Origin of the sequence: Pseudomonas sp. CF161 (genome assembly GCF_000416215.1) — a bacterium.
In the GTDB taxonomy this organism is placed as follows: domain Bacteria; phylum Pseudomonadota; class Gammaproteobacteria; order Pseudomonadales; family Pseudomonadaceae; genus Aquipseudomonas.
In genome coordinates this window covers 80,097-100,707 of sequence record NZ_ATLP01000107.1, presented here as the reverse complement: position 1 = coordinate 100,707, position 20,611 = coordinate 80,097, and the positions used below count along the sequence as shown (strand labels likewise).

Below are 20,611 nucleotides of genomic sequence, written 5' to 3'. Positions count from 1 at the left end.
ATGGCAGAGAGCGAGAGCGGTCAGGACAAGACAGAAGACCCCACGGACAAGCGCAAGAAGGACTCGCGTGAGAAGGGCGAGATTGCCCGTTCCAAGGAGCTCAACACCCTTGCGATCATGCTCGCGGGAACCGGTGCTCTGCTGGTCTACGGCGGCGGCCTGGCGTTGGATCTGCAAGAAATCATGCGCCTGAACTTTTCCCTGCCGCGCGAAGTGGTGCTCGACACCGGAGCCATGGCTCGTTACCTGCTGCATTCGGGCAAGATCGCGATTCTGGCGGTGCAGCCGGTGCTCCTGACCTTGGTTCTGGCGGCGGTGATCGGCCCGATTTCCCTCGGCGGCTGGTTGTTTGCTGGCAAGAGCCTGGCGCCGAAGTTCAGCCGCATGAATCCTGCCAGTGGCCTGAAGCGGATGTTCTCCTCGACGGCGCTGATCGAGCTGCTCAAGGCCTTGGCCAAGTTTCTGCTGGTGCTGTTCGTGGCGTTGTCGGTGCTCTTGGCGGACATCGACGATCTGCTGCAAATTGCTCACGAGCCTCTGGAGCGGGCGCTGGTCCACAGCCTGCAACTGGTGGGCTGGAGCGCCTTGTGGATGGCCTGCGGGCTGATCTTGATTGCCGCGGTCGATGTGCCGGTGCAGCTCTACCAGAGCCACAAGAAACTGCTGATGACCAAGCAGGAAGTGCGCGACGAACACAAGGACAACGAGGGGCGGCCGGAGGTCAAGCAACGCATTCGCCAGTTGCAGCGCGAGATGTCCCAGCGGCGGATGATGGCGGCGATTCCCGACGCCGATGTGGTCATTACCAACCCGACTCACTACGCCGTGGCGCTCAAGTACGACGCCGAGAAGGGCGGGGCGCCGGTGCTGCTGGCCAAGGGCAGTGATTTCCTGGCGCTGAAGATCCGCGAAATCGCAGTGGCCAATGAGGTGCTGCTGTTGGAGTCGCCGGCCCTGGCGCGCTCGATTTTCTACTCCACCGAACTTGAGGAAGAGATCCCGGCCGGCCTGTACCTGGCGGTGGCCCAGGTGCTGGCGTACGTCTACCAGATCCGCCAGCACCGTGCGGGCAAGGGCAAGCGCCCGGATCCGCTCACGGACCTGCCGATTCCGCCGGATTTGCGGCGCGACTCCTGACGCCCGAGGTGATTGGTAGCGCGGTCCGCCAAATGGCCTATGGCCTGTATCTGCCTATTCGCCGTTCCCGGCGCCCTTCCTCAGCCCTGTGGCCCGCGACTTAGCGGGCCTTTTGTCGCATGGGCAAAAGTTGGAAGGCTTCTTGCAATACCCGTCCTGCGGCGCTTCCAGGCGTCAAAAGTTTGCTTAAGGAACGGGGAAAACCGGTGGATCGTACTCAGTTATTCAACAGCGCTCGCAGCAACCTGACTGACCTCGGACGAGGCAATCTGGGTGTGCCGGTGTTGCTGTTGGTCATGCTGGCGATGATGATGTTGCCCGTCCCGCCGTTTCTGCTGGACGTGTTCTTCACCTTCAACATCGCGCTGTCGATTGTGGTCCTGCTGGTCTGCGTGTACGCCCTGCGTCCGCTGGACTTCGCCGTGTTCCCGACCATCCTGCTGGTGGCCACGCTGCTGCGCCTGGCGCTCAACGTAGCGTCGACCCGGGTGGTGATGCTCCACGGCCAGGACGGTCATGCCGCGGCCGGCAAGGTGATCCAGGCCTTCGGTGAGGTGGTGATCGGCGGTAACTACGTGGTCGGTATCGTGGTGTTCGCGATCCTGATGATCATCAACTTCGTCGTGGTGACCAAGGGCGCCGGGCGGATTTCCGAGGTGAGCGCACGTTTCACCCTCGATGCGATGCCTGGCAAGCAGATGGCGATCGACGCCGACCTCAACGCCGGCCTGATCGACCAGCCCCAGGCCAAATTGCGCCGCCAGGAAGTGGCGCAAGAGGCCGAGTTCTACGGTTCGATGGACGGTGCCAGCAAATTCGTGCGTGGCGACGCCATTGCCGGCCTGCTGATTCTGTTTATCAACCTGATCGGCGGCATGGCGGTCGGTATCTTCCAGCACGGCATGAGCTTCGGTGACGCCGGCCGGGTCTACGCCTTGCTGACCATTGGTGACGGTTTGGTGGCGCAATTGCCATCACTGCTGCTGTCGACTGCGGCGGCGATCATGGTGACCCGTGCTTCGGGCTCCGAAGACATGGGCAAGCAGATCACCCGCCAGATGTTCACCTCGCCCAAGGCCCTGGCAGTCGCTGCCGGCCTGATGGCGGTGATGGGCCTGGTGCCCGGCATGCCGCACTTTTCATTCCTGACCATGGCGGCGGTGGCCGGTGGCGCCGCCTACCTGCTGTGGCGCAAGCACAACGTGGTCAAGGTTCAGGCATTGCAAGAGGTCAAACGCCAGCAGGAACTGCTGCCGTCGCCGGCCCGGGCCATGGAAACCAAAGAGCTTGGCTGGGATGACGTGACGCCGATCGACATGATCGGCCTGGAAGTCGGTTACCGCCTGATCCCCCTGGTGGATCGCAATCAGGGTGGGCAGTTGCTGGCGCGGATCAAGGGCGTGCGCAAGAAGCTGTCCCAGGACCTGGGCTTCCTGATGCCGACCGTGCACATCCGCGACAACCTTGACCTGGCGCCCAGCGCTTACCGTTTGACGCTGATGGGGGTGATCCTGGCCGAGGCCGAGATCTACCCTGATCGCGAGCTGGCGATCAATCCGGGGCAGGTCTACGGCTCGCTCAATGGCATCACCGCCAGGGATCCGGCCTTTGGCCTGGAGGCGGTGTGGATCGAGATCAGCCAGCGGGCCCAGGCGCAGTCCCTCGGTTACACCGTGGTCGACGCCAGTACCGTGGTCGCCACTCACCTCAACCAGATTCTGTACAAGCACTCCAGCGAGTTGATCGGCCACGAGGAAGTCCAGCAGTTGATGCAACTGTTGGCCAAGAGCTCGCCGAAACTCGCCGAGGAGCTGGTGCCGGGCGTGCTGTCGCTGTCGCAGTTGCTCAAGGTGCTGCAGGCGTTGCTCGCCGAACAGGTGCCGGTACGGGACATTCGCAGCATTGCCGAGGCCATCGCGAACAATGCCGCCAAGAGTCAAGATACTGCCGCTTTGGTGGCCGCCGTCCGCGTCGGATTGTCGCGTGCCATCGTCCAAAGCATTGTAGGCACTGAGTCCGAGCTGCCTGTGATCACCTTGGAGCCAAGGTTGGAACAAATATTGCTCAATAGTCTGCAGAAGGCAGGACAAGGCCAGGAAGAAGGCGTTCTGCTGGAGCCAAGCATGGCTGAAAAGCTGCAACGTTCGCTGATCGATGCGGCGCAGCGTCAAGAGATGCAAGGTCAACCGGTGATTCTGTTGGTGGCAGGTCCGGTACGCGCAATGCTTTCACGGTTTGGACGTTTGGCAGTCCCCGGTTTGCATGTGTTGGCGTACCAGGAAATCCCTGACAACAAACAAGTGACCATCGTTGCGACAGTAGGGCCCAACGGCTGAGGTAACGGGTTATGCAAGTTAAGCGTTTTTTCGCCGCCGATATGCGTCAGGCCATGAAACTGGTTCGTGATGAGCTGGGCGCAGAGGCCGCCATTATCGGCAACCGCCGCATTGCTGGCGGTGTCGAGCTGACGGCTGCCCTCGACTACAAGCTGTCGGCGCTGGCGCCGCGCGTGCCGAACATGGAGCTCGAGGATGAGCTGCGCAAGACCCAGTCGCGGATCGTGACCGCCCAGGCGGAATTGAGCCTGCGTGGCGACAGCGATGCCATGACCAATCGTCAGCTGTTCGCCGGCCTGCCACTGACGGCAGCCGAGCCGCTGATCGAACCGACTTTTTCCGAGCCGCACCGTCCGGCGCCGGCCCCTGTTGCGGCAGATGGCGTGGACCAGCGGGCGTTCGATTCGATGCGCTTCGAACTCAATGGCCTGCGCGAACTGCTGGAAGTCCAACTTGGTTCCCTGGCCTGGAGTCAGCTGCAAGGCAGCCGTCCGGAGCAGGCCAACCTCTGGCGTCGCCTGCAGCGTATCGGCTTGTCCGGCCCCCTGGCCCGTGACCTGCTGGCGCTGGTGACTGAAATCGACGAACCCCGTCAGGCCTGGCGCATGCTGCTGGCGCACCTGGCGCGGATGATCGTGACCCCTGAGGTCGAGCCTTTGGAAGAGGGCGGTGTGATCGCCATGGTCGGCCCTGCCGGCATGGGCAAGACCACCACCCTGGCCAAGCTGGCGGCGCGTTATGTGCTCAAGTACGGCGCGCACAATATCGCGCTGGTGAGCATGGACAGCTTCCGTATCGGTGCCCAGGAACAGCTCAAGACCCTGGGGCGCATCCTCAATGTGTCGGTGACCCATGTCGACCCGGGCCAGTCCCTGGCGCAGGCGCTCGACCCACTGTTGCGCAAGCGTGTGGTGCTGATCGATACCGCCGGCCTGCAAGCCAGCGACCCGGCCCTGCGCATGCAGCTCGAAAGCCTGGCCGGTCGCGGGATCAAATCGAAGAATTATCTGGTCCTGGCCACCACCAGCCAGAAACAGGTGCTCACCGCCGCCTATCACAGCTACAAGCGCTGCGGGTTGGCCGGTTGCATCCTGACTAAACTGGATGAAACAGCCAGCCTCGGTGAAGTGTTGAGCCTGGCGATCAGTCATGAATTGCCCGTTGCCTATCTGACCGATGGGCCACGGATTCCTGACGATCTGCACCTGCCGCGCCGGCACCAGTTGGTCAGCCGCGCAGTGAGCGTGCAGATGCAGGAAGAACCCAGCGAAGAAGCCATGGCCGACATGTTCGCGGACCTCTATCACAACCCCGCAAAACGGGTTGGATGAGGGTGGCCATGAAGAGATTGCACCGTATCTACATCGATGGTCTGCCATGCATTGTTCCAACGGTGAACGCGCAGCCAGTTATGTGGCCCCGTCTAAGTAAGACAAGGTAAAGAAAGAACATGGGCAGCATGCATCCCGTACAGGTGATTGCGGTGACCGGCGGCAAGGGTGGCGTCGGCAAGACTAACGTGTCAGTGAACTTGTCACTGGCCCTGGCTGAGCTCGGCCGGCGCGTCATGCTGCTGGACGCCGACCTGGGCCTGGCCAATGTCGACGTCCTGCTGGGCCTGACCCCCAAACGTACCCTGGCTGACGTCATCGAGGGCCGTTGCGAGCTGCGCGACGTGTTGCTCCAGGGCCCGGGCGGGATCCGTATCGTGCCTGCCGCCTCCGGCACCCAGAGCATGGTGCACCTGAGCCCGGCCCAGCATGCTGGCCTGATCCAGGCCTTCAGTGATATCGGCGACAACCTCGATGTGCTGGTCATCGACACCGCTGCGGGTATTGGTGACTCGGTAGTCAGTTTTGTCCGCGCGGCCCAGGAAGTCCTGCTGGTGGTCTGCGACGAACCGACTTCGATCACTGACGCCTACGCGCTGATCAAACTGCTCAATCGCGACTACGGCATGAACCGCTTCCGGGTCCTGGCCAACATGGCGCAAAGCCCGCAGGAGGGTCGCAATCTGTTCGCTAAGTTGACCAAGGTCACGGATCGCTTCCTGGACGTGGCTTTACAATACGTCGGTGCAGTTCCTTACGACGAATGCGTACGCAAGGCCGTGCAAAAGCAGCGTGCGGTCTATGAAGCCTTTCCTCGTTCGAAGTGCTCGCTGGCGTTCAAGGCCATTGCGCAAAAAGTCGATACCTGGCCGTTGCCTGCCAACCCACGTGGGCATCTGGAGTTTTTTGTCGAGCGTCTCGTGCAGCAAACAGCAGGACCGGTGCTATGACAGCCAGCGGCTACAACCTGTACAAGAAGTCGGCGCGTGACAGCCAATATGAATTGATCGAGCGTTATGCGCCTCTGGTCAAGCGTATCGCCTACCACCTGCTGGCACGGCTGCCGGCCAGTGTCCAGGTCGAAGACCTGATCCAGGCCGGGATGATCGGTTTGCTCGAAGTGTCGACCAAGTACGATGCGAGCAAGGGCGCAAGTTTCGAGACTTATGCCGGGATTCGTATTCGTGGGGCGATGCTCGACGAAGTGCGCAAGGGCGATTGGGCACCACGTTCAGTACACCGCAATACACGAATGGTCAGTGATGCCATTCGCTCAATTGAAGCTAAAACCGGTCGTGACGCTAAAGATCATGAAGTTGCGGCCGAACTTGAATTGAGCCTCGACGATTATTACGGGATTTTGAACGACACCTTGGGCAGCCGCCTGTTCAGCTTCGACGACCTTTTGCAGGACGGCGAGCATGAAGGGCTGCATGAGGATGGCGCGAGTGCTCATCTCGAGCCGTCACGCGATCTGGAAGATGAACGCTTCCAGGCGGCGCTGGCGGACGCGATTGCCAATTTGCCGGAGCGTGAGCGACTGGTCTTGGCGCTGTACTACGACGAAGAGCTGAACCTCAAGGAAATCGGTGAGGTCCTGGGGGTCAGCGAATCGCGGGTCAGCCAGTTACACAGCCAGTGCGCGGCCCGCTTGCGGGGGCGTTTGGGGGAGTGGCGAGCGCGCTGACAGGCAGTGTGGGGACACTGCGAACGGGACCGGTAAGGCGTGATGCCGCACCGGTCTTGCAGTGTGTATTCCATGCAGTCGTTGAGTGTTACGTCGTATTGATTGAATGGCGCGTTCAGGTGCTGGGCGCGTTTAAGACTGCTTGGAGGTCGAATTGGACAAGAACATGAAAATCCTCATCGTTGATGACTTCTCAACGATGCGGCGGATCATAAAAAACCTGTTGCGTGACCTGGGTTTCACCAACACGGTCGAGGCCGATGACGGTACTACCGCGATTCCGGTCCTCAACAGCGGGAGCATCGACTTTCTGGTAACGGACTGGAACATGCCTGGCATGACCGGTATCGATTTGCTGCGCCACGTGCGCGCCGACGAGAAGCTCAAGCACCTGCCGGTGCTGATGGTGACTGCCGAGGCCAAGCGTGAACAGATCATTGAAGCGGCTCAGGCCGGCGTCAATGGCTACGTGGTGAAACCATTCACGGCTCAGGCGTTGAAAGAGAAGATCGAAAAAATCTTCGAACGCATCGGTTGATGCGCGAAGACATTGCGCCACGGGGGAGCTATGGAGCATAACGAATCTTCATTGGGCGATTTTGAGTCGACCCTGAAAAAACATGCCCACGAACTGGTCGAGAGCCTTGAAAAAGGCAAGTTTGGCGAGGCTGTGCAACTGATCCATGAGCTCAATCAGACCCGTGACCGCGGCCTGTACCAGGAAGTCGGCAAGCTCACCCGCGAGCTGCATAGCGCGATCGTCAATTTTCAGATTGACCCGCATATGCCGCAAGCCGAGGAAGTTTCACAGATCACGGATGCCACCGAGCGCCTGTCCTATGTGGTCAGGCTGACCGAGGCCGCGGCCAATCGCACCATGGATTTGGTGGAAAGCAGCACCCCGCTGGTCAACGGCCTGAGCAACGATGCCCAGGCCTTGAGCGCTGACTGGGGGCGCTTCATGCGTCGCGAAGTCGGGGCTGAAGAGTTTCGCGAGCTGGCACGGCGCGTCGACAGTTTCCTGACGCGTAGCGAACAGGAGACCCGGACCGTTTCCGGCCATCTCAACGACATTCTGTTGGCGCAGGATTACCAGGACCTCACGGGCCAGGTGATCAAGCGTGTGACCCAGTTGGTCACGGAAGTCGAAAGCAATCTGCTCAAACTCGTCTTGATGGCCAGCCAGGTCGACCGTTTTGCGGGCATCGAACATGACCGCGAATCGATCCTGGCCGAAAAAGATCCGCAAAAACATCTCGCCAAGGGTGAAGGTCCGCAGATTCATGCCGATAAACGTGAAGACGTTGTGTCCGGTCAGGACGATGTAGACGATTTGCTTTCCAGCCTTGGATTCTAGGAGCACCCATTAATGAGCTTCGGCGCCGATGAAGAGATCCTTCAGGATTTCCTGGTTGAGGCCGGCGAGATTCTAGAGCAACTGTCCGAACAACTGGTCGAGCTGGAAAGCCGACCGGATGATGCGGATCTGCTCAATGCAATTTTTCGCGGTTTTCACACTGTTAAAGGGGGCGCCGGCTTCCTCCAGCTCAATGAGCTGGTGGAGTGCTGCCACATCGCCGAGAACGTCTTCGACATCCTGCGCAAGGGTGAGCGTCGTGTCGACTCGGAGCTGATGGATGTGGTGCTCGAAGCGCTGGACGCGGTGAACGGCATGTTCGGCCAGGTCCGCGAACGGACTCAGGTCACGGCCGCGACTCCGGAGCTGCTTGCGGCCCTGGCGCGGCTGGCAGAACCTGCGGCGGCGGTAGAGGTGGCGGCGGAGCCCGAAGTGGCCGAAGCGGTGGCCGAGCCGGTGGCTGAAAGCGAATCGGGGGATATCACCGATAACGAATTCGAGCTGCTGCTGGACTCGCTCAACGCCGCCAAGGCCGAAGCCGAGGCGCCTGCGGCGGCTCTGGTGGCCAGCAGCGATGCGGCCAGCGACGAAATCACCGATGCCGAGTTCGAGTCCTTGCTCGACCAGTTGCATGGCAAGGGCCAGTTCGCCCCGGATGCCGTCGCAGCGAGCGAACCCGCCGCGGCGAAAGCAGCGACGCCGGGTGCGAGCGACAGCAACGAAATTACCGATGATGAATTCGAAGCACTGCTCGATCAGTTGCATGGCAAGGGCAACTTTGCCGTGGACGCGCTCGAGTCTGCCGTCGCTTCGGTGCCGGCAGCTGCCGCGCCCGCCGCGGCTGCAGCCGGCAGCGACCTGATCAGCGATCACGAATTCGAATCCCTGCTCGACGAGTTGCACGGCAAGGGCAAGTTTTCCGAAGTGGCGGGTGCCGGTTCTGCCGCTCCAGCCGCTGCGACCGCGGCTGCGGTAGCGCCCAAGCCCGTGGCGAAAAAGCCCGAGCCCAAGGCCGAAGCTCCCAAGGCTGCGGCTCCTGCCGCCGCTGCCGCACCTGCTCCGGCACGTGCCGCCGCAGCGCCACCGCCAGAAAAGCCCGCCAGTGAAGCCGAGACCACCGTACGGGTTGATACCGCACGCCTGGACGAGATCATGAACATGGTCGGCGAACTGGTGCTGGTGCGTAACCGCCTGGTGCGCCTGGGTCTCAACAGCGGCGACGAAGCCATGCAAAAGGCCGTGTCGAACCTCGACGTGGTCACGGCTGACCTGCAGACCGCGGTGATGAAGACCCGGATGCAGCCGATCAAGAAAGTGTTCGGGCGCTTCCCGCGCCTGGTTCGCGACCTTGCACGGCAGCTGAAGAAAGAGATCAACCTGGAGCTGGTCGGCGAAGAAACCGACCTCGACAAGAACCTGGTGGAGGCCCTGGCCGACCCGCTGGTCCACTTGGTGCGCAACGCGGTCGACCACGGTATCGAGTCACCGGAAGAGCGCGAAGCCTCGGGCAAGGCGCGCGGTGGCAAGGTGATCCTGGCCGCTGAGCAAGAGGGCGACCATATCCTGCTGTCGATCTCCGATGACGGCAAAGGCATGGACCCGAATGTGCTGCGCGCCATCGCCGTCAAGCGTGGGGTGATGGACAAGGATGCCGCTGATCGCCTGAGCGACACCGAGTGCTACAACCTGATTTTCGCCCCGGGGTTCTCGACCAAGACCGAGATCTCCGACGTCTCCGGACGCGGCGTGGGCATGGACGTGGTGAAAACCAAGATTTCCCAGCTCAACGGTTCGATCAACATTTACTCGACCAAGGGCCAGGGCTCGAAGATCGTGATCAAGGTGCCGTTGACCTTGGCGATCATGCCGACCCTGATGGTCATGCTGGGCAACCAGGCGTTTGCGTTCCCTCTGGTCAACGTCAACGAGATCTTCCACCTGGACCTGTCGCGCACCAACGTGGTCGACGGCCAGGAAGTGGTGATCGTGCGCGACAAGGCGTTGCCACTGTTTTACCTCAAGCGCTGGCTGGTCCGTTCCGCCGCTCATGAAGAGCAGCGTGAAGGCCATGTGGTGATTCTTTCGGTGGGCACCCAGCGGATCGGCTTTGTCGTCGATCAACTGGTCGGCCAGGAAGAAGTGGTCATCAAGCCATTGGGCAAGATGCTGCAAGGGACCCCGGGCATGTCCGGCGCCACCATTACCGGTGACGGCCGCATTGCACTGATCCTCGATGTTCCAAGCATGCTCAAGCGTTACGCCGCACGGCGTATTTGATTCGGGGTGGCGGGGCGATTTGCCTCGCCCCGCCTAACGGAGTGTTTATGGCAGTCAAAGTCCTGGTGGTGGACGATTCGGGGTTTTTCCGCCGCCGCGTCTCGGAAATTCTTTCAGCGGATGCGAACATCCAGGTCGTCGGTACGGCGACCAATGGCAAAGAGGCGATCGATCAGGCCCTGGCACTCAAGCCGGACGTGATCACCATGGACTACGAGATGCCGATGATGGATGGCATCACGGCGGTGCGGCACATCATGCAGCGCTGTCCAACCCCGGTATTGATGTTTTCCTCGCTGACCCATGAAGGCGCCCGGGTAACCCTGGATGCGCTGGATGCCGGTGCGGTCGACTTCCTGCCCAAAAACTTCGAAGACATCTCGCGCAACCCCGAGAAGGTCAAGCAGCTGCTGTGCGAGAAAGTCCACAGCATCTCGCGCAGTAACCGTCGTTTCAGCAGCTACAGCACTCCGGCTCCGCAGCCGGCTGCCGCCCCGGCGCCTGCGCCATCGGGTATCAGCAGCTTCGGCAGCAGCAGTGCTGCGCCGCGTCCGTCCGCGCCGGCACCAGCGCCTGCCCGGGCTCCGGCGGCCAGCGCTTCGTCGCCGGCACCGAAACGCAAAGCCTACAAACTGGTGGCCATCGGTACGTCCACGGGCGGTCCGGTTGCCTTGCAGCGGGTGTTGACCCAGTTGCCGGCCAACTTCCCGGCACCGATCGTCTTGATCCAGCACATGCCGGCAGCCTTCACCAAGGCTTTTGCCGAGCGTCTGGACAAGCTGTGCCGGATCAGCGTCAAGGAAGCCGAGGATGGCGACATCCTGCGTCCGGGCCTGGCCCTGCTGGCGCCGGGTGGCAAGCAGATGATGATCGACGGCCGTGGCGCGGTGAAAATCCTCCCCGGCGATGAGCGTCTGAACTACAAGCCTTGCGTGGATATCACCTTCGGTTCGGCAGCCAAGTCCTACGGTGACAAAGTTCTGGCGGTGGTGCTCACCGGCATGGGCGCCGACGGTCGCGAAGGCGCACGCCTGCTCAAGCAGGGCGGCAGCGCGATCTGGGCCCAGGATGAAGCCAGCTGCGTGATCTACGGCATGCCAATGGCCATCGTCAAAGCCGACCTCGCAGACGCGGTGTACGGCCTGGATGACATCGGCAGGCATCTGGTCGAGGCCTGCATCTGATGGATGTCTTGAGCCTTATCGGGATCATCATGGCGTTTGTCGCCATCATTGGCGGCAACTACCTGGAAGGTGGTCACCTGTCGGCCCTGGCCAACGGTCCGGCGGCGCTGATTGTGTTGGGTGGCACCATCGGTGCGGCCTTGTTGCAGTCGCCGATGAGCGCATTCAAGCGTGCCGTGCAGATTCTGGGCTGGATCCTCTTTCCGCCCCGGGTCGATCTGCCCGGCGGCATCGATCGGGTCGTCAACTGGAGCCTGACCGCGCGCAAGGAAGGCCTGCTGGGCCTGGAAGGCGTGGCCGATGCCGAGCCTGACGCCTATTCGCGCAAAGGCCTGCAACTGCTGGTGGATGGCGCCGAGCCGGAAGCCATCCGCAGCATCCTGGAGGTGGACTTCTACACCCAGGAAAGCCGCGACATCGAAGCGGCCAAAGTCTTTGAAAGCATGGGCGGCTATGCGCCGACCATCGGCATCATCGGTGCGGTGATGGGCCTGATTCACGTGATGGGCAACCTCGCCGATCCGTCCCAGCTCGGCAGCGGCATTGCCGTGGCCTTTGTCGCCACCATCTACGGTGTGGCCAGTGCCAACCTGGTGCTGCTGCCGGTGGCGGCCAAGCTCAAGTCGATTGCCTTGCGCCAGTCGCGTTATCGCGAAATGTTGCTGGAAGGAATCCTGTCGATTGCCGAAGGTGAGAACCCTCGTTCCATCGAGTTGAAGCTGCAAGGCTTCATGGATTGATGGGAGGAATGGAGCATGGCCCGTCGCCGCAAGCCTGAAGAACACGTCAATCACGAACGCTGGCTGGTGTCCTACGCCGACTTCATCACCTTGCTGTTCGCGTTTTTCGTGGTCATGTACTCGATCTCGTCGATCAACGAAGGCAAGTACAAGGTGATTTCCGAGGCGCTGGTCGGTGTATTCACCGACTCCGATCGGGCTCTCAAGCCGATCCCCATCGGTGATGAGCGGCCCAAGACCGTGACCCCGGCCAAGCCGCTGGTCAAGGACAGCGACGAGACCGACGCCGGCATCGCCGGGGCCAACGACCCGCTCAAGAGCATCGCCGACGATATCAGTGCAGCCTTTGGCGACCTGATCAGCTCCAACCAGATGACCGTGCGCGGCAACGAGTTGTGGGTCGAGATCGAACTCAATTCCAGCCTGTTGTTCGGCAGCGGCGACGCCATGCCCAGCGACCTGGCGTTCAATATCATCGACAAGGTGGCGGCGATTCTGAAGCCGTTCGACAACCCGATCCACGTCGAAGGTTTTACCGATAATCAACCGATTCAGACCGCCCAATACCCGACTAACTGGGAGCTGTCCTCGGCCCGTTCGGCGAGTATCGTGCGCATGCTGGCCATGCAGGGGGTCAACCCCGCGCGCATGGCCTCGGTCGGCTATGGTGAGTTCCAGCCAGTGGCCAACAATGCCACCGCCGAAGGCCGGGCGCGCAATCGCCGGGTGGTGCTGGTGGTGTCGCGCAACCTCGATGTACGACGCAGCCTGACCGGTACCGGCACCGCCAATGCGACACCGGATGCCGCATTGAAGCGGGCTGGCACACAAACTGCACCAACCCCGGTCAAGACGCCGGTACGACAGAGCGCCGTCAATTCTCCGTCACCCGCTTTATAACTAGTGCTATTTCTCGGCCGGTCTTCTGGCTTGTCGAGAGGAACAATCCGAATGAGAGTCTGGGCAGTCGCCAATCAAAAGGGTGGTGTCGGTAAAACCACCAGTTCCATCGCTTTAGCCGGTTTGCTGGCCGAGGCGGGCAAGCGCGTGGTCGTGGTTGACCTCGACCCCCATGGCTCGATGACCAGTTACTTCGGTTACGACCCCGACACCCTGGAACACAGCAGCTACGACCTGTTCCTGCACCGGGGCAGCGTGCCCCAGGATCTGCCGGGCCAGCTCCTGCTGCCCACCAGCGATGAACGTATTTCCCTGCTGCCGTCGAGCACCGCGCTGGCGACCCTTGAGCGCCAGTCGCCGGGGCAGAGCGGCCTGGGCCTGGTGATTGCCAAGAGCCTGGCGCAGCTGTGGCAGGATTTTGATTACGCCGTGATCGACAGCCCGCCGCTGCTCGGGGTGTTGATGGTCAATGCCCTGGCGGCCAGCCAGCAGTTGGTGATCCCGGTGCAGACCGAGCATCTGGCGGTCAAGGGCCTGGAGCGCATGGTCAATACCCTGGCGATGATCAATCGGTCGCGCAAGCAGGCGCTGCCATTCACCATCGTGCCGACCCTGTTCGACCGCCGGACCCAGGCTTCCCTGGGCACCTTGCGGGTATTGCGCGACAAGTTTCCCGACGACATCTGGCAGGGCTATATCCCGGTCGATACCCGCCTGCGCGATGCCAGCCGGGCCGGCCTGACACCTTCGCAGTTCGACGGCAAGAGCCGTGGCGTCCTGGCCTACCGGGCGCTGCTCAAGCACCTGCTGGCGCAACAGCTTGTCGCGCAGGTGGCCTGACGTGCGCCTTCATTCAAGCCGGACCCCGATCTTGCCGATAACCCCTACAGGTCACTGTGTCGGGGTCGCTCCATGGGCATTCATATGAACCGTCCTCTGGACATAAAAAGTCGGCCGCAATTGGCGCTGCAGTCCTATCTGGACGCGCTGTTGCAGGACGCGACCGAAGAAGAAGCGGCACCGCTGGCGCCCCCTGTGGCCGTGATCGAAGAGCCCGTCGCGCAGTTGGACGAGTTCCAGCTGGCGGTGCTCGAAGAGCAGGCCCATGACGCCAAGGTGATCAAGGCCGCGCCGCCGGCGGCGCGGGCCGAAGTCCAGGTCAAGGCGGCTGCCGTGGTGGCGCCGGTGCTGGACGCGCCGGCTCCGGTCCTGCCGTCGATTTCAACGGTCGCGCCGATGCTCCAGGCATTGGTCGCGCCGGTGGTCGAAGTGCATTTGCCACCCAGCAATACGCCGCCACCCGTGGTGGGGGACGACCGTCCCAGCTGGGCCGCCGAGCCGTTCGAATGTTTGTTGTTCGACGTTGCCGGTTTGACCCTGGCAGTGCCGCTGGTGTGCCTGGGTTCGATCTACTCCCTGGCTGGCCAGGAGTTGACGCCGCTGTTCGGCCAGCCGGAATGGTTCCTGGGCATCCTGCCGAGCCAGGCTGGCAACCTGAAGGTGCTGGACACCGCGCGTTGGGTGATGCCTGATCGCTATCGCGATGATTTCCGCCAGGGCCTGCAATACGTGATCTCGGTGCAGGGCTACGAGTGGGGGCTGGCGGTGCATCAAGTCAGCCGCTCGTTGCGCCTGGACCCCAATGAAATCAAATGGCGCAGCCATCGCGGCCAGCGTCCGTGGCTGGCCGGTACGGTGATCGAGCACATGTGTGCCTTGCTCGACGTCGCCGCACTGGCAGAACTGATCGCCAGCGGCGGCGCCAAGCAGATTGCCTTCAACAAACCGGCCAACAAGCCGACATAGACAAATAACAGGCGGCGCCGGTGGCGCTGCCCGATAGAACACACACCGTTTTCAACGGTTTTTTGAGGGGTCAGGGGTATGAATAAGTCGTCGTCTGCACAGAGTTCCGAAGATCCGATCCTGCAATGGGTAACCTTCAAGCTGGATAACGAGTCCTACGGCATCAATGTGATGCGTGTCCAGGAAGTCCTGCGCTACACCGAAATCGCCCCTGTGCCGGGTGCGCCGAGCTACGTGCTGGGCATCATCAACCTGCGCGGCAACGTGGTCACCGTGATCGACACCCGCCAGCGCTTCGGCCTGGTGCCGACCGAGGTCAACGACAACACCCGTATCGTCATCATCGAAGCCGACAAGCAAGTGGTCGGGATCATGGTCGATAGCGTGGCGGAAGTGGTTTACCTGCGTCAGTCGGAAGTCGAAACCGCGCCTAACGTCGGTAACGAAGAGTCGGCCAAGTTCATCCAGGGCGTGTGCAACAAGAACGGCGAACTGCTGATTCTGGTTGAGCTGGACAAGATGATGAGCGAAGAAGAATGGTCGGAACTGGAGAGTATCTGATTGATTCTTGAGGTTGCTGTGATTGTCCTGGCCATCCTCTGGATAGCCTCCGTGGCGCTGTTTGTGTCCTATACCCGCAACCAGCGGCAGATTGCCGCGCAGCAGGCCGAGGGCGATGCGCTGCGAGACCAGCGCATCAAGGAACTGTCCCGGCGCGTCGACAATTACCAGAACGGTACGGTGCGCATGGGCGAGGACTTGCACGAGTTGCGCGCCGTGGTCGGGCCGTTGCCGGACAAACTGGCGCAGCTGGAGCAGCGTGATCCTTCCAGCCTGTCGTTTGCCCAAGCCGCGCGCCTGGTGGGCATGGGGGCCAGCGTCGATGAGCTGACCCAGTCCTGCGGCCTGACCCAGGCCGAAGCCGAGCTGATGAGCAAGTTGCATAAGAACTAGCGGCAAGCTTGAAGCTTGAAGCTTGTGGCTTACAGCTGGCGGCTGCTGTCCGGCGTTATGTCCCTCTCCTGTGCCACCGCATCCGGATCATGCCCCGCCGGGAACTTGCCCTTGAGGTTCCAGGCGAAGGCAATGATCTCGGCGATGGTCCGATACAACTCCTCGGGGATACTGTCCCCCAACTCCATTCGTGCCAGCAGCTTCACCAGCTCGGCGTTTTCGTAGATCGGCACTTCATAGTCGCGGGCGATTTTCAGGATCGCTTCGGCCAGGGCATCGTCACCTTTGGCGGTCAGGGTCGGGGCTTGCCGGCCGTCGTACTTGAGGGCGATGGCTTGGCGGGGCGTGTTGGGGTTGTTCATGCGGTTTCGTCGACCCAGCGTTGTTCCAATCGGGTTTTCGTGCCCTGGGGCGGAGTGCCGAGGTGGCAATCCAGATCGCCCACCGTCAGGCCTGATGCCAGCAGGCGCTCGCGCAGGCTGCCCAGGTGGCTCTCGATCAGGCTCGCGGTATAGGCCCGTTCAGCCCACAGCTGGCTGGATAGCCGGCCCTGAATCAATTGCGCCTGCACGTGCAGCGGGCCCAATGGCTCAAGATCGAACGCCAGTTCGACCCGCCACAGTGCCTGCTTGGGTTCGCGCTCTTCGCGTTTTTCGTTGGGCTCCGGCTCGACGGGCTCTTCGCGCTGGAACTTGACCTGCAGCGGCACGATGTCTTGCAGGGTGCGCATGGGGATTTCCAGTTGCCAGGTGGTTTGCAAGCGTCCGTCATCGGTCAGCCCGGATTGCTCCAGGCTGGACAGTTGATGGCTTTGCAGGCGCGACACAGCCGCCGCGGCCAGGCGCAACAGGTGTTCCAGGTCGCCTTCGCCTTCCAGGCTCTGCAGCAGCCGCGAGGGCAGGGGGAAGCCGCCGGGCTGTGGCTTGGCGCTGACTTGACCAAGGGTGCCCAGGGCGCTGCGCACAAAGCTCGGCAGGACCTGGGCCAGGGTGTTGGCGGCAATGATCGCGTTGAAGTTGCTGCCGGCGGGGAGCGCCGGGGCCAGTTGCGCGATCAGGCGCAGCAGGTTGCCCTTGAGGTCCGGGGGCTGCAGCGGGTTGTCCCCGGCCAGCAGCTTGGCTTCCAGGAACATGCCGCTATTGGCCAGCGCCAGCGCCAGGCCCTTGGGATTGCTCAGTTGTTGCAGGTCGGGAAGCCCGGCCAGGAGCTTGTCCACAGCCAGGCGCAGGTCATTGGAGGTGGCATCGTCGGCCGGCAGGTTCTGCAGGGCGCTGAGCAGCCCGGTCAGCGAGGCCTGGCGGCTTTGCTGGGTGCCGAGTTGCTGGGCGATCGCCAATTGCTCCTGGCGTCCGCTCAGGGGCACGAAGTTCAACGTCTGGGCATCCTGGACCATGGCGCTCAACAGGCTGCCGATGCGCAGCGGCTGAGGGCTGTCGATGCTTAGGGTGCTGCCGCTCAGGGCGGTGTTGAGCAGGCTCACCAGGGAGCGGTAGACCGCCGGTTGCCCGGCGGCCTGGGGCAGCACCTGGCTGGTCAGGACCTTGCCCTGCAGCAGGGTGCCGACCGGCAATTGTGCGGTGTCGAGGCGGGTCAGGGTGGCGACGCTGGATGCCAGGGCCTGCTGCACGCTGATCGCCAGGTTGCCGGCGGACGGCTGGCTGATGGCAAGGCTGGTGCCTTGGGGCAATGGCTGGTTGCTGGTGGCCTGGAGGGTGGTCTGCTTGCCGCTGTCGAGGGTGACCTTGAGCAACAGTTCGAAGGTCTGGTCCGCCTGCTTCAGTGACAGGACTTCGGCGCGGGCCGTCTGGCCGGCGGCGATCAGGCCTTCCATGGGCTGCAACAGCTTGAGCAGCTCACCGCCGACCCCCGGCGCGCGCGTGGCCGAGGGCGTCGCCTGGGGCAGCGGGAGGATGTTGATTTCACCTGACATCTGGACACAACCTGAGGAAATTAGCCCTCTTTAGAGTAGGGCATCACATGTATAATGCCGCCCGTCTTTGGATGCGCGGTAAAAACATGGCAAATGTTTGACGCAGCTCTCTAGAACCGGCTGCCAATGCATTTATTCTGCACCTCTTTAACGGCCGCTCGACAGCCGACTTGAACCGTAAAGGCCTGCTATCTCTTGACCAGCCCTCTTCTAGAAGCCGTCGCCCTTGCCTGTGAGCGAGACTTGCGCCTGCTGTTTGAAAACCTCGAATTGCGCGTGCAGGCGGGCGACATGCTGCAGATCAGCGGCCCCAATGGCAGCGGCAAGACCAGCCTGCTGCGCTTGCTGGCCGGGCTGATGCAGCCCACCGACGGCAAGGTGCTGCTCAATGGCCAGCCATTGGCCTCCCAGCGCATCGAACTGGCGCGCAATCTGTTGTGGATCGGCCATGCCGCCGGCATCAAGGATGTGCTGAGCCCGGAAGAGAACCTCTCCTGGCTCTGTGCCCTGCACCAGCCGGCGCAGCGCGAGGCCATCTGGCAGGCGCTGGCGGCGGTCGGGCTGCGAGGCTTCGAGGATGTGCCGTGCCACACCCTGTCGGCCGGTCAGCAGCGCCGTGTGGCCCTGGCCCGTTTGTACCTCGACGGGCCGCCGCTGTGGGTGCTCGATGAACCTTTCACCGCCCTCGACAAACAGGGCGTGGCCCAACTTGAAGAACACCTGGCCGGGCATTGCGAGCGGGGCGGCATGGTGGTCCTGACCACTCACCATACGTTGGCGCGGGTGCCGGTCGGTTATCGCGACATCGACCTGGGGCAGTGGGCGGTATGAGTGTGTTTGCGCTATTGGTGGCCCGCGAGGCCCGTCTGTTGTTTCGCCGTCCGGCGGAGTTGGCCAACCCGTTGGTGTTTTTCGCCATCGTTGTCGCATTATTCCCATTGGCGGTGGGACCTGAGTCTCAATTGTTGCAAACCTTATCTCCGGGACTGGTCTGGGTCGCGGCACTTTTGTCAGTCCTGCTCTCGCTGGACGGGCTGTTTCGCAGTGATTTCGAGGACGGATCCCTGGAGCAGTGGGTCCTTTCGCCGCACCCCCTGGCTCTTCTGGTATTGGCCAAGGTGCTGGCACACTGGGCGTTTTCCGGCCTGGCACTGGTATTGCTTGCGCCCCTGTTGGCCTTGATGCTCGGATTACCTGCGGCGGCCATTCCGGTGCTGCTGTTGTCATTGCTGCTCGGCACCCCCGTACTGAGCCTGCTCGGCGCAGTGGGCGCCGCGCTGACAGTGGGGTTGAAACGCGGCGGGCTGTTGCTGGCGCTGCTGATTCTGCCTCTGTACATCCCGGTACTGATTCTCGGCAGCGGCGCCTTGCAGGCAGCGTTGCAGGGCATGCCGGCAACCGGTTTTCTGCTATGGCTTGGTAGCCTGACCGCCCTGGCAGTAACCCTGACACCCTTTGCAATAGCGGCTGGCCTGAAGATCAGCGTCGGCGAATAATAATGCGGTCTGATCGTTTTTTGATCACTTCTTGGTACAAGAACAGACCCTGACTTTTCGTGATAACGAAGAGCAACCGTGATGGAAACAGTATGAACTGGACCTGGTTTCACAAGCTCGGCTCACCCAAATGGTTTTATGGCATCAGCGGCAAGCTGCTGCCCTGGCTGAGCGTCGCCGCCTTGTTGCTGATTGGTATCGGCGTGGTCTGGGGCCTGGTCTTCGCGCCGCCGGATTACCAGCAAGGCAACAGCTTTCGGATCATCTATATCCATGTGCCGATGGCGATGCTGGCCCAGTCCTGCTACGTGATGTTGGCGGTGTGCGGGGTGGTCAGCCTGGTATGGAAAATGAAACTGGCCGATGTCGCCCTGCAGTGCGCGGCGCCCATCGGGCATTCGATGACGATTATCGCGCTGTTGACCGGGGCGATCTGGGGCAAGCCGACCTGGGGCTCGTGGTGGGTCTGGGATGCACGACTGACGTCGATGCTTATCCTCCTGTTTCTGTACGCAGGTCTTATTGCGCTGAACCAGGCCATCAGCAATCGTGAGAGCGCCGCCAAGGCCTGTGCGGTGCTGGCCGTCGTCGGGGTGATCAACATCCCGATCATCAAATACTCGGTGGAGTGGTGGAACACCCTGCACCAGGGCGCGACCTTCACCCTGACCGAACGCCCGGCGATGCCTGCCGAGATGTGGCTGCCGCTGCTGCTGACGGTGCTCGGTTTCTATTGCCTGTTCGGCGTGCTGCTGCTGTTGCGCATGCGCCTTGAGGTGCTCAAGCGTGAAGCCCGGACCAGCTGGGTCAAGGCCGAAATCCAACGCAGCCTGGAGGTGGCGCCATGAGTTTTGCATCCTTCGACGATTTTCTCGCCATGGGCCATCACGGCCTGTATGTCTGGTCGGCCTATGGCATTTGCCTGGTGATCCTGGCTCAGGAACTGGCGGTGCCGATCGTGGCCCGCAAGCGTTATCTGCAACAAGAGGCGCGTCGTTTGCGCCGGGAGAACGGCAAGTGAATCCGCTGCGTAAAAAGCGTCTTTTGATCATCCTCGCGATCCTGGCCGGTATCGGCATTGCCGTGGGCCTGGCCCTCAGCGCGCTGAAGGAAAACATCAACCTGTTCTACACCCCGACTCAGATCGCCAACGGCGAGGCGCCGCTGGACACGCGGATTCGCGCCGGCGGCATGGTCGAGCAGGGTTCGTTGCAACGCTCCGGCGATTCGCTGGACGTGCGCTTTGTGGTCACCGACTTCAACAAGTCCGTGACCATCTCCTACCGCGGCATCCTCCCGGATCTGTTTCGCGAAGGGCAGGGCATCGTTGCCCTGGGCAAGCTCAATGCCGAGGGCGTGGTGGTGGCCGATGAAGTTCTGGCCAAGCACGACGAGAAGTACATGCCCCCCGAGGTGACCAAGGCCCTGAAAGACAGCGGCCAATCGGCACCGACACCCGCGAAGGAGGGTTAACCC

At 62.0% G+C, this 20,611-nt stretch carries 22 protein-coding genes; 20 read left to right on the top strand and 2 right to left on the bottom strand.

Annotated elements, in window-relative coordinates:
• The 15 genes from flhB to CF161_RS24255 all read left to right on the top strand — a co-directional run bounded on the left by flhB (position 1) and on the right by CF161_RS24255 (position 15,709).
• On the top strand, positions 1–1,137 hold the full coding sequence (flhB, locus tag CF161_RS24325; protein WP_020299278.1) for a flagellar biosynthesis protein FlhB: 1,137 nt from the start codon (positions 1–3) through the stop codon (positions 1,135–1,137).
• Positions 1,138–1,343: 206 nt separating this feature from the next.
• Positions 1,344–3,473 carry a flagellar biosynthesis protein FlhA gene (gene flhA, locus CF161_RS24320; protein WP_020299277.1) on the top strand — a complete coding sequence of 710 codons (2,130 nt, stop codon included), beginning with the start codon at positions 1,344–1,346 and terminating at the stop codon, positions 3,471–3,473.
• Between the two features lie 11 nt (positions 3,474–3,484).
• Entirely contained in the window at positions 3,485–4,804 is a 1,320-nt protein-coding gene (gene flhF / locus CF161_RS24315; RefSeq protein WP_020299276.1) for a flagellar biosynthesis protein FlhF, read from the top strand.
• Between the two features lie 119 nt (positions 4,805–4,923).
• Entirely contained in the window at positions 4,924–5,754 is an 831-nt protein-coding gene (gene fleN / locus CF161_RS24310) for a flagellar synthesis regulator FleN (protein ID WP_020299275.1), read from the top strand.
• The gene (fliA, locus tag CF161_RS24305; protein ID WP_020299274.1) at positions 5,751–6,491 is read left to right on the top strand and encodes an RNA polymerase sigma factor FliA; all 741 of its coding nucleotides are present in this window, start codon (positions 5,751–5,753) and stop codon (positions 6,489–6,491) included. Before fleN ends, fliA begins: the two co-directional genes overlap by 4 nt.
• A 166-nt stretch (positions 6,492–6,657) precedes the next feature.
• The gene (locus CF161_RS24300; RefSeq protein ID WP_003183998.1) at positions 6,658–7,029 is read left to right on the top strand and encodes a chemotaxis response regulator CheY; all 372 of its coding nucleotides are present in this window, start codon (positions 6,658–6,660) and stop codon (positions 7,027–7,029) included.
• Between the two features lie 30 nt (positions 7,030–7,059).
• A complete protein-coding gene (locus CF161_RS24295) occupies positions 7,060–7,848 on the top strand; it encodes a protein phosphatase CheZ (RefSeq protein ID WP_020299273.1) in 789 nt (262 codons plus the stop codon).
• Positions 7,849–7,860: 12 nt separating this feature from the next.
• Positions 7,861–10,125 carry a chemotaxis protein CheA gene (locus CF161_RS24290; RefSeq protein WP_020299272.1) on the top strand — a complete coding sequence of 755 codons (2,265 nt, stop codon included), beginning with the start codon at positions 7,861–7,863 and terminating at the stop codon, positions 10,123–10,125.
• A 47-nt stretch (positions 10,126–10,172) separates the two neighbouring features.
• Positions 10,173–11,309, top strand: a complete 1,137-nt coding sequence (locus tag CF161_RS24285) for a chemotaxis response regulator protein-glutamate methylesterase (RefSeq protein WP_020299271.1) — start codon at positions 10,173–10,175, stop codon at positions 11,307–11,309.
• Positions 11,309–12,049, top strand: a complete 741-nt coding sequence (locus CF161_RS24280) for a flagellar motor protein (protein ID WP_020299270.1) — start codon at positions 11,309–11,311, stop codon at positions 12,047–12,049. The genes CF161_RS24285 and CF161_RS24280 overlap by 1 nt, the downstream gene beginning before the upstream one ends.
• 15 nt (positions 12,050–12,064) lie before the next feature.
• The gene (motD, locus tag CF161_RS24275) at positions 12,065–12,949 is read left to right on the top strand and encodes a flagellar motor protein MotD (protein WP_020299269.1); all 885 of its coding nucleotides are present in this window, start codon (positions 12,065–12,067) and stop codon (positions 12,947–12,949) included.
• Positions 12,950–13,000: 51 nt separating this feature from the next.
• Positions 13,001–13,789 (top strand): ParA family protein, encoded by a 789-nt coding sequence (locus tag CF161_RS24270; protein ID WP_020299268.1) that lies wholly within the window; start codon positions 13,001–13,003, stop codon positions 13,787–13,789.
• Between the two features lie 84 nt (positions 13,790–13,873).
• A complete protein-coding gene (locus CF161_RS24265) occupies positions 13,874–14,755 on the top strand; it encodes a CheW domain-containing protein (protein WP_043230279.1) in 882 nt (293 codons plus the stop codon).
• A gap of 78 nt (positions 14,756–14,833) precedes the next feature.
• Positions 14,834–15,316, top strand: a complete 483-nt coding sequence (locus CF161_RS24260; RefSeq protein ID WP_007922496.1) for a chemotaxis protein CheW — start codon at positions 14,834–14,836, stop codon at positions 15,314–15,316.
• Entirely contained in the window at positions 15,317–15,709 is a 393-nt protein-coding gene (locus tag CF161_RS24255) for a DUF2802 domain-containing protein (protein ID WP_020299266.1), read from the top strand.
• A gap of 29 nt (positions 15,710–15,738) precedes the next feature.
• Here CF161_RS24255 and CF161_RS24250 read toward each other — a convergent pair whose 3' ends face one another.
• Positions 15,739–16,071: an EscU/YscU/HrcU family type III secretion system export apparatus switch protein gene (locus CF161_RS24250; RefSeq protein WP_020299265.1), complete on the bottom strand. Its 333-nt coding sequence runs from the start codon at positions 16,069–16,071 to the stop codon at positions 15,739–15,741.
• Positions 16,068–17,639: a flagellar hook-length control protein FliK gene (locus CF161_RS24245; RefSeq protein ID WP_020299264.1), complete on the bottom strand. Its 1,572-nt coding sequence runs from the start codon at positions 17,637–17,639 to the stop codon at positions 16,068–16,070. Before CF161_RS24245 ends, CF161_RS24250 begins: the two co-directional genes overlap by 4 nt.
• Positions 17,640–17,834: 195 nt before the next feature.
• On the opposite strand from CF161_RS24245, the gene ccmA reads away from it, so the two are divergent.
• The 5 genes from ccmA (at position 17,835) to ccmE (ending at position 20,608) form a co-directional block, all read left to right on the top strand.
• Positions 17,835–18,470, top strand: a complete 636-nt coding sequence (gene ccmA, locus CF161_RS24240; RefSeq protein ID WP_043230275.1) for a cytochrome c biogenesis heme-transporting ATPase CcmA — start codon at positions 17,835–17,837, stop codon at positions 18,468–18,470.
• The gene (ccmB, locus tag CF161_RS24235) at positions 18,467–19,135 is read left to right on the top strand and encodes a heme exporter protein CcmB (RefSeq protein ID WP_020299262.1); all 669 of its coding nucleotides are present in this window, start codon (positions 18,467–18,469) and stop codon (positions 19,133–19,135) included. Before ccmA ends, ccmB begins: the two co-directional genes overlap by 4 nt.
• A gap of 92 nt (positions 19,136–19,227) precedes the next feature.
• Complete coding sequence (locus CF161_RS24230) at positions 19,228–19,983, top strand: heme ABC transporter permease (protein ID WP_020299261.1); 756 nt, start codon at positions 19,228–19,230, stop codon at positions 19,981–19,983.
• Positions 19,980–20,156, top strand: a complete 177-nt coding sequence (gene ccmD, locus CF161_RS24225; RefSeq protein ID WP_020299260.1) for a heme exporter protein CcmD — start codon at positions 19,980–19,982, stop codon at positions 20,154–20,156. The genes CF161_RS24230 and ccmD overlap by 4 nt, the downstream gene beginning before the upstream one ends.
• Positions 20,153–20,608 (top strand): cytochrome c maturation protein CcmE, encoded by a 456-nt coding sequence (gene ccmE, locus CF161_RS24220; protein ID WP_020299259.1) that lies wholly within the window; start codon positions 20,153–20,155, stop codon positions 20,606–20,608. The genes ccmD and ccmE overlap by 4 nt, the downstream gene beginning before the upstream one ends.
• Positions 20,609–20,611 lie beyond the last annotated feature (3 nt).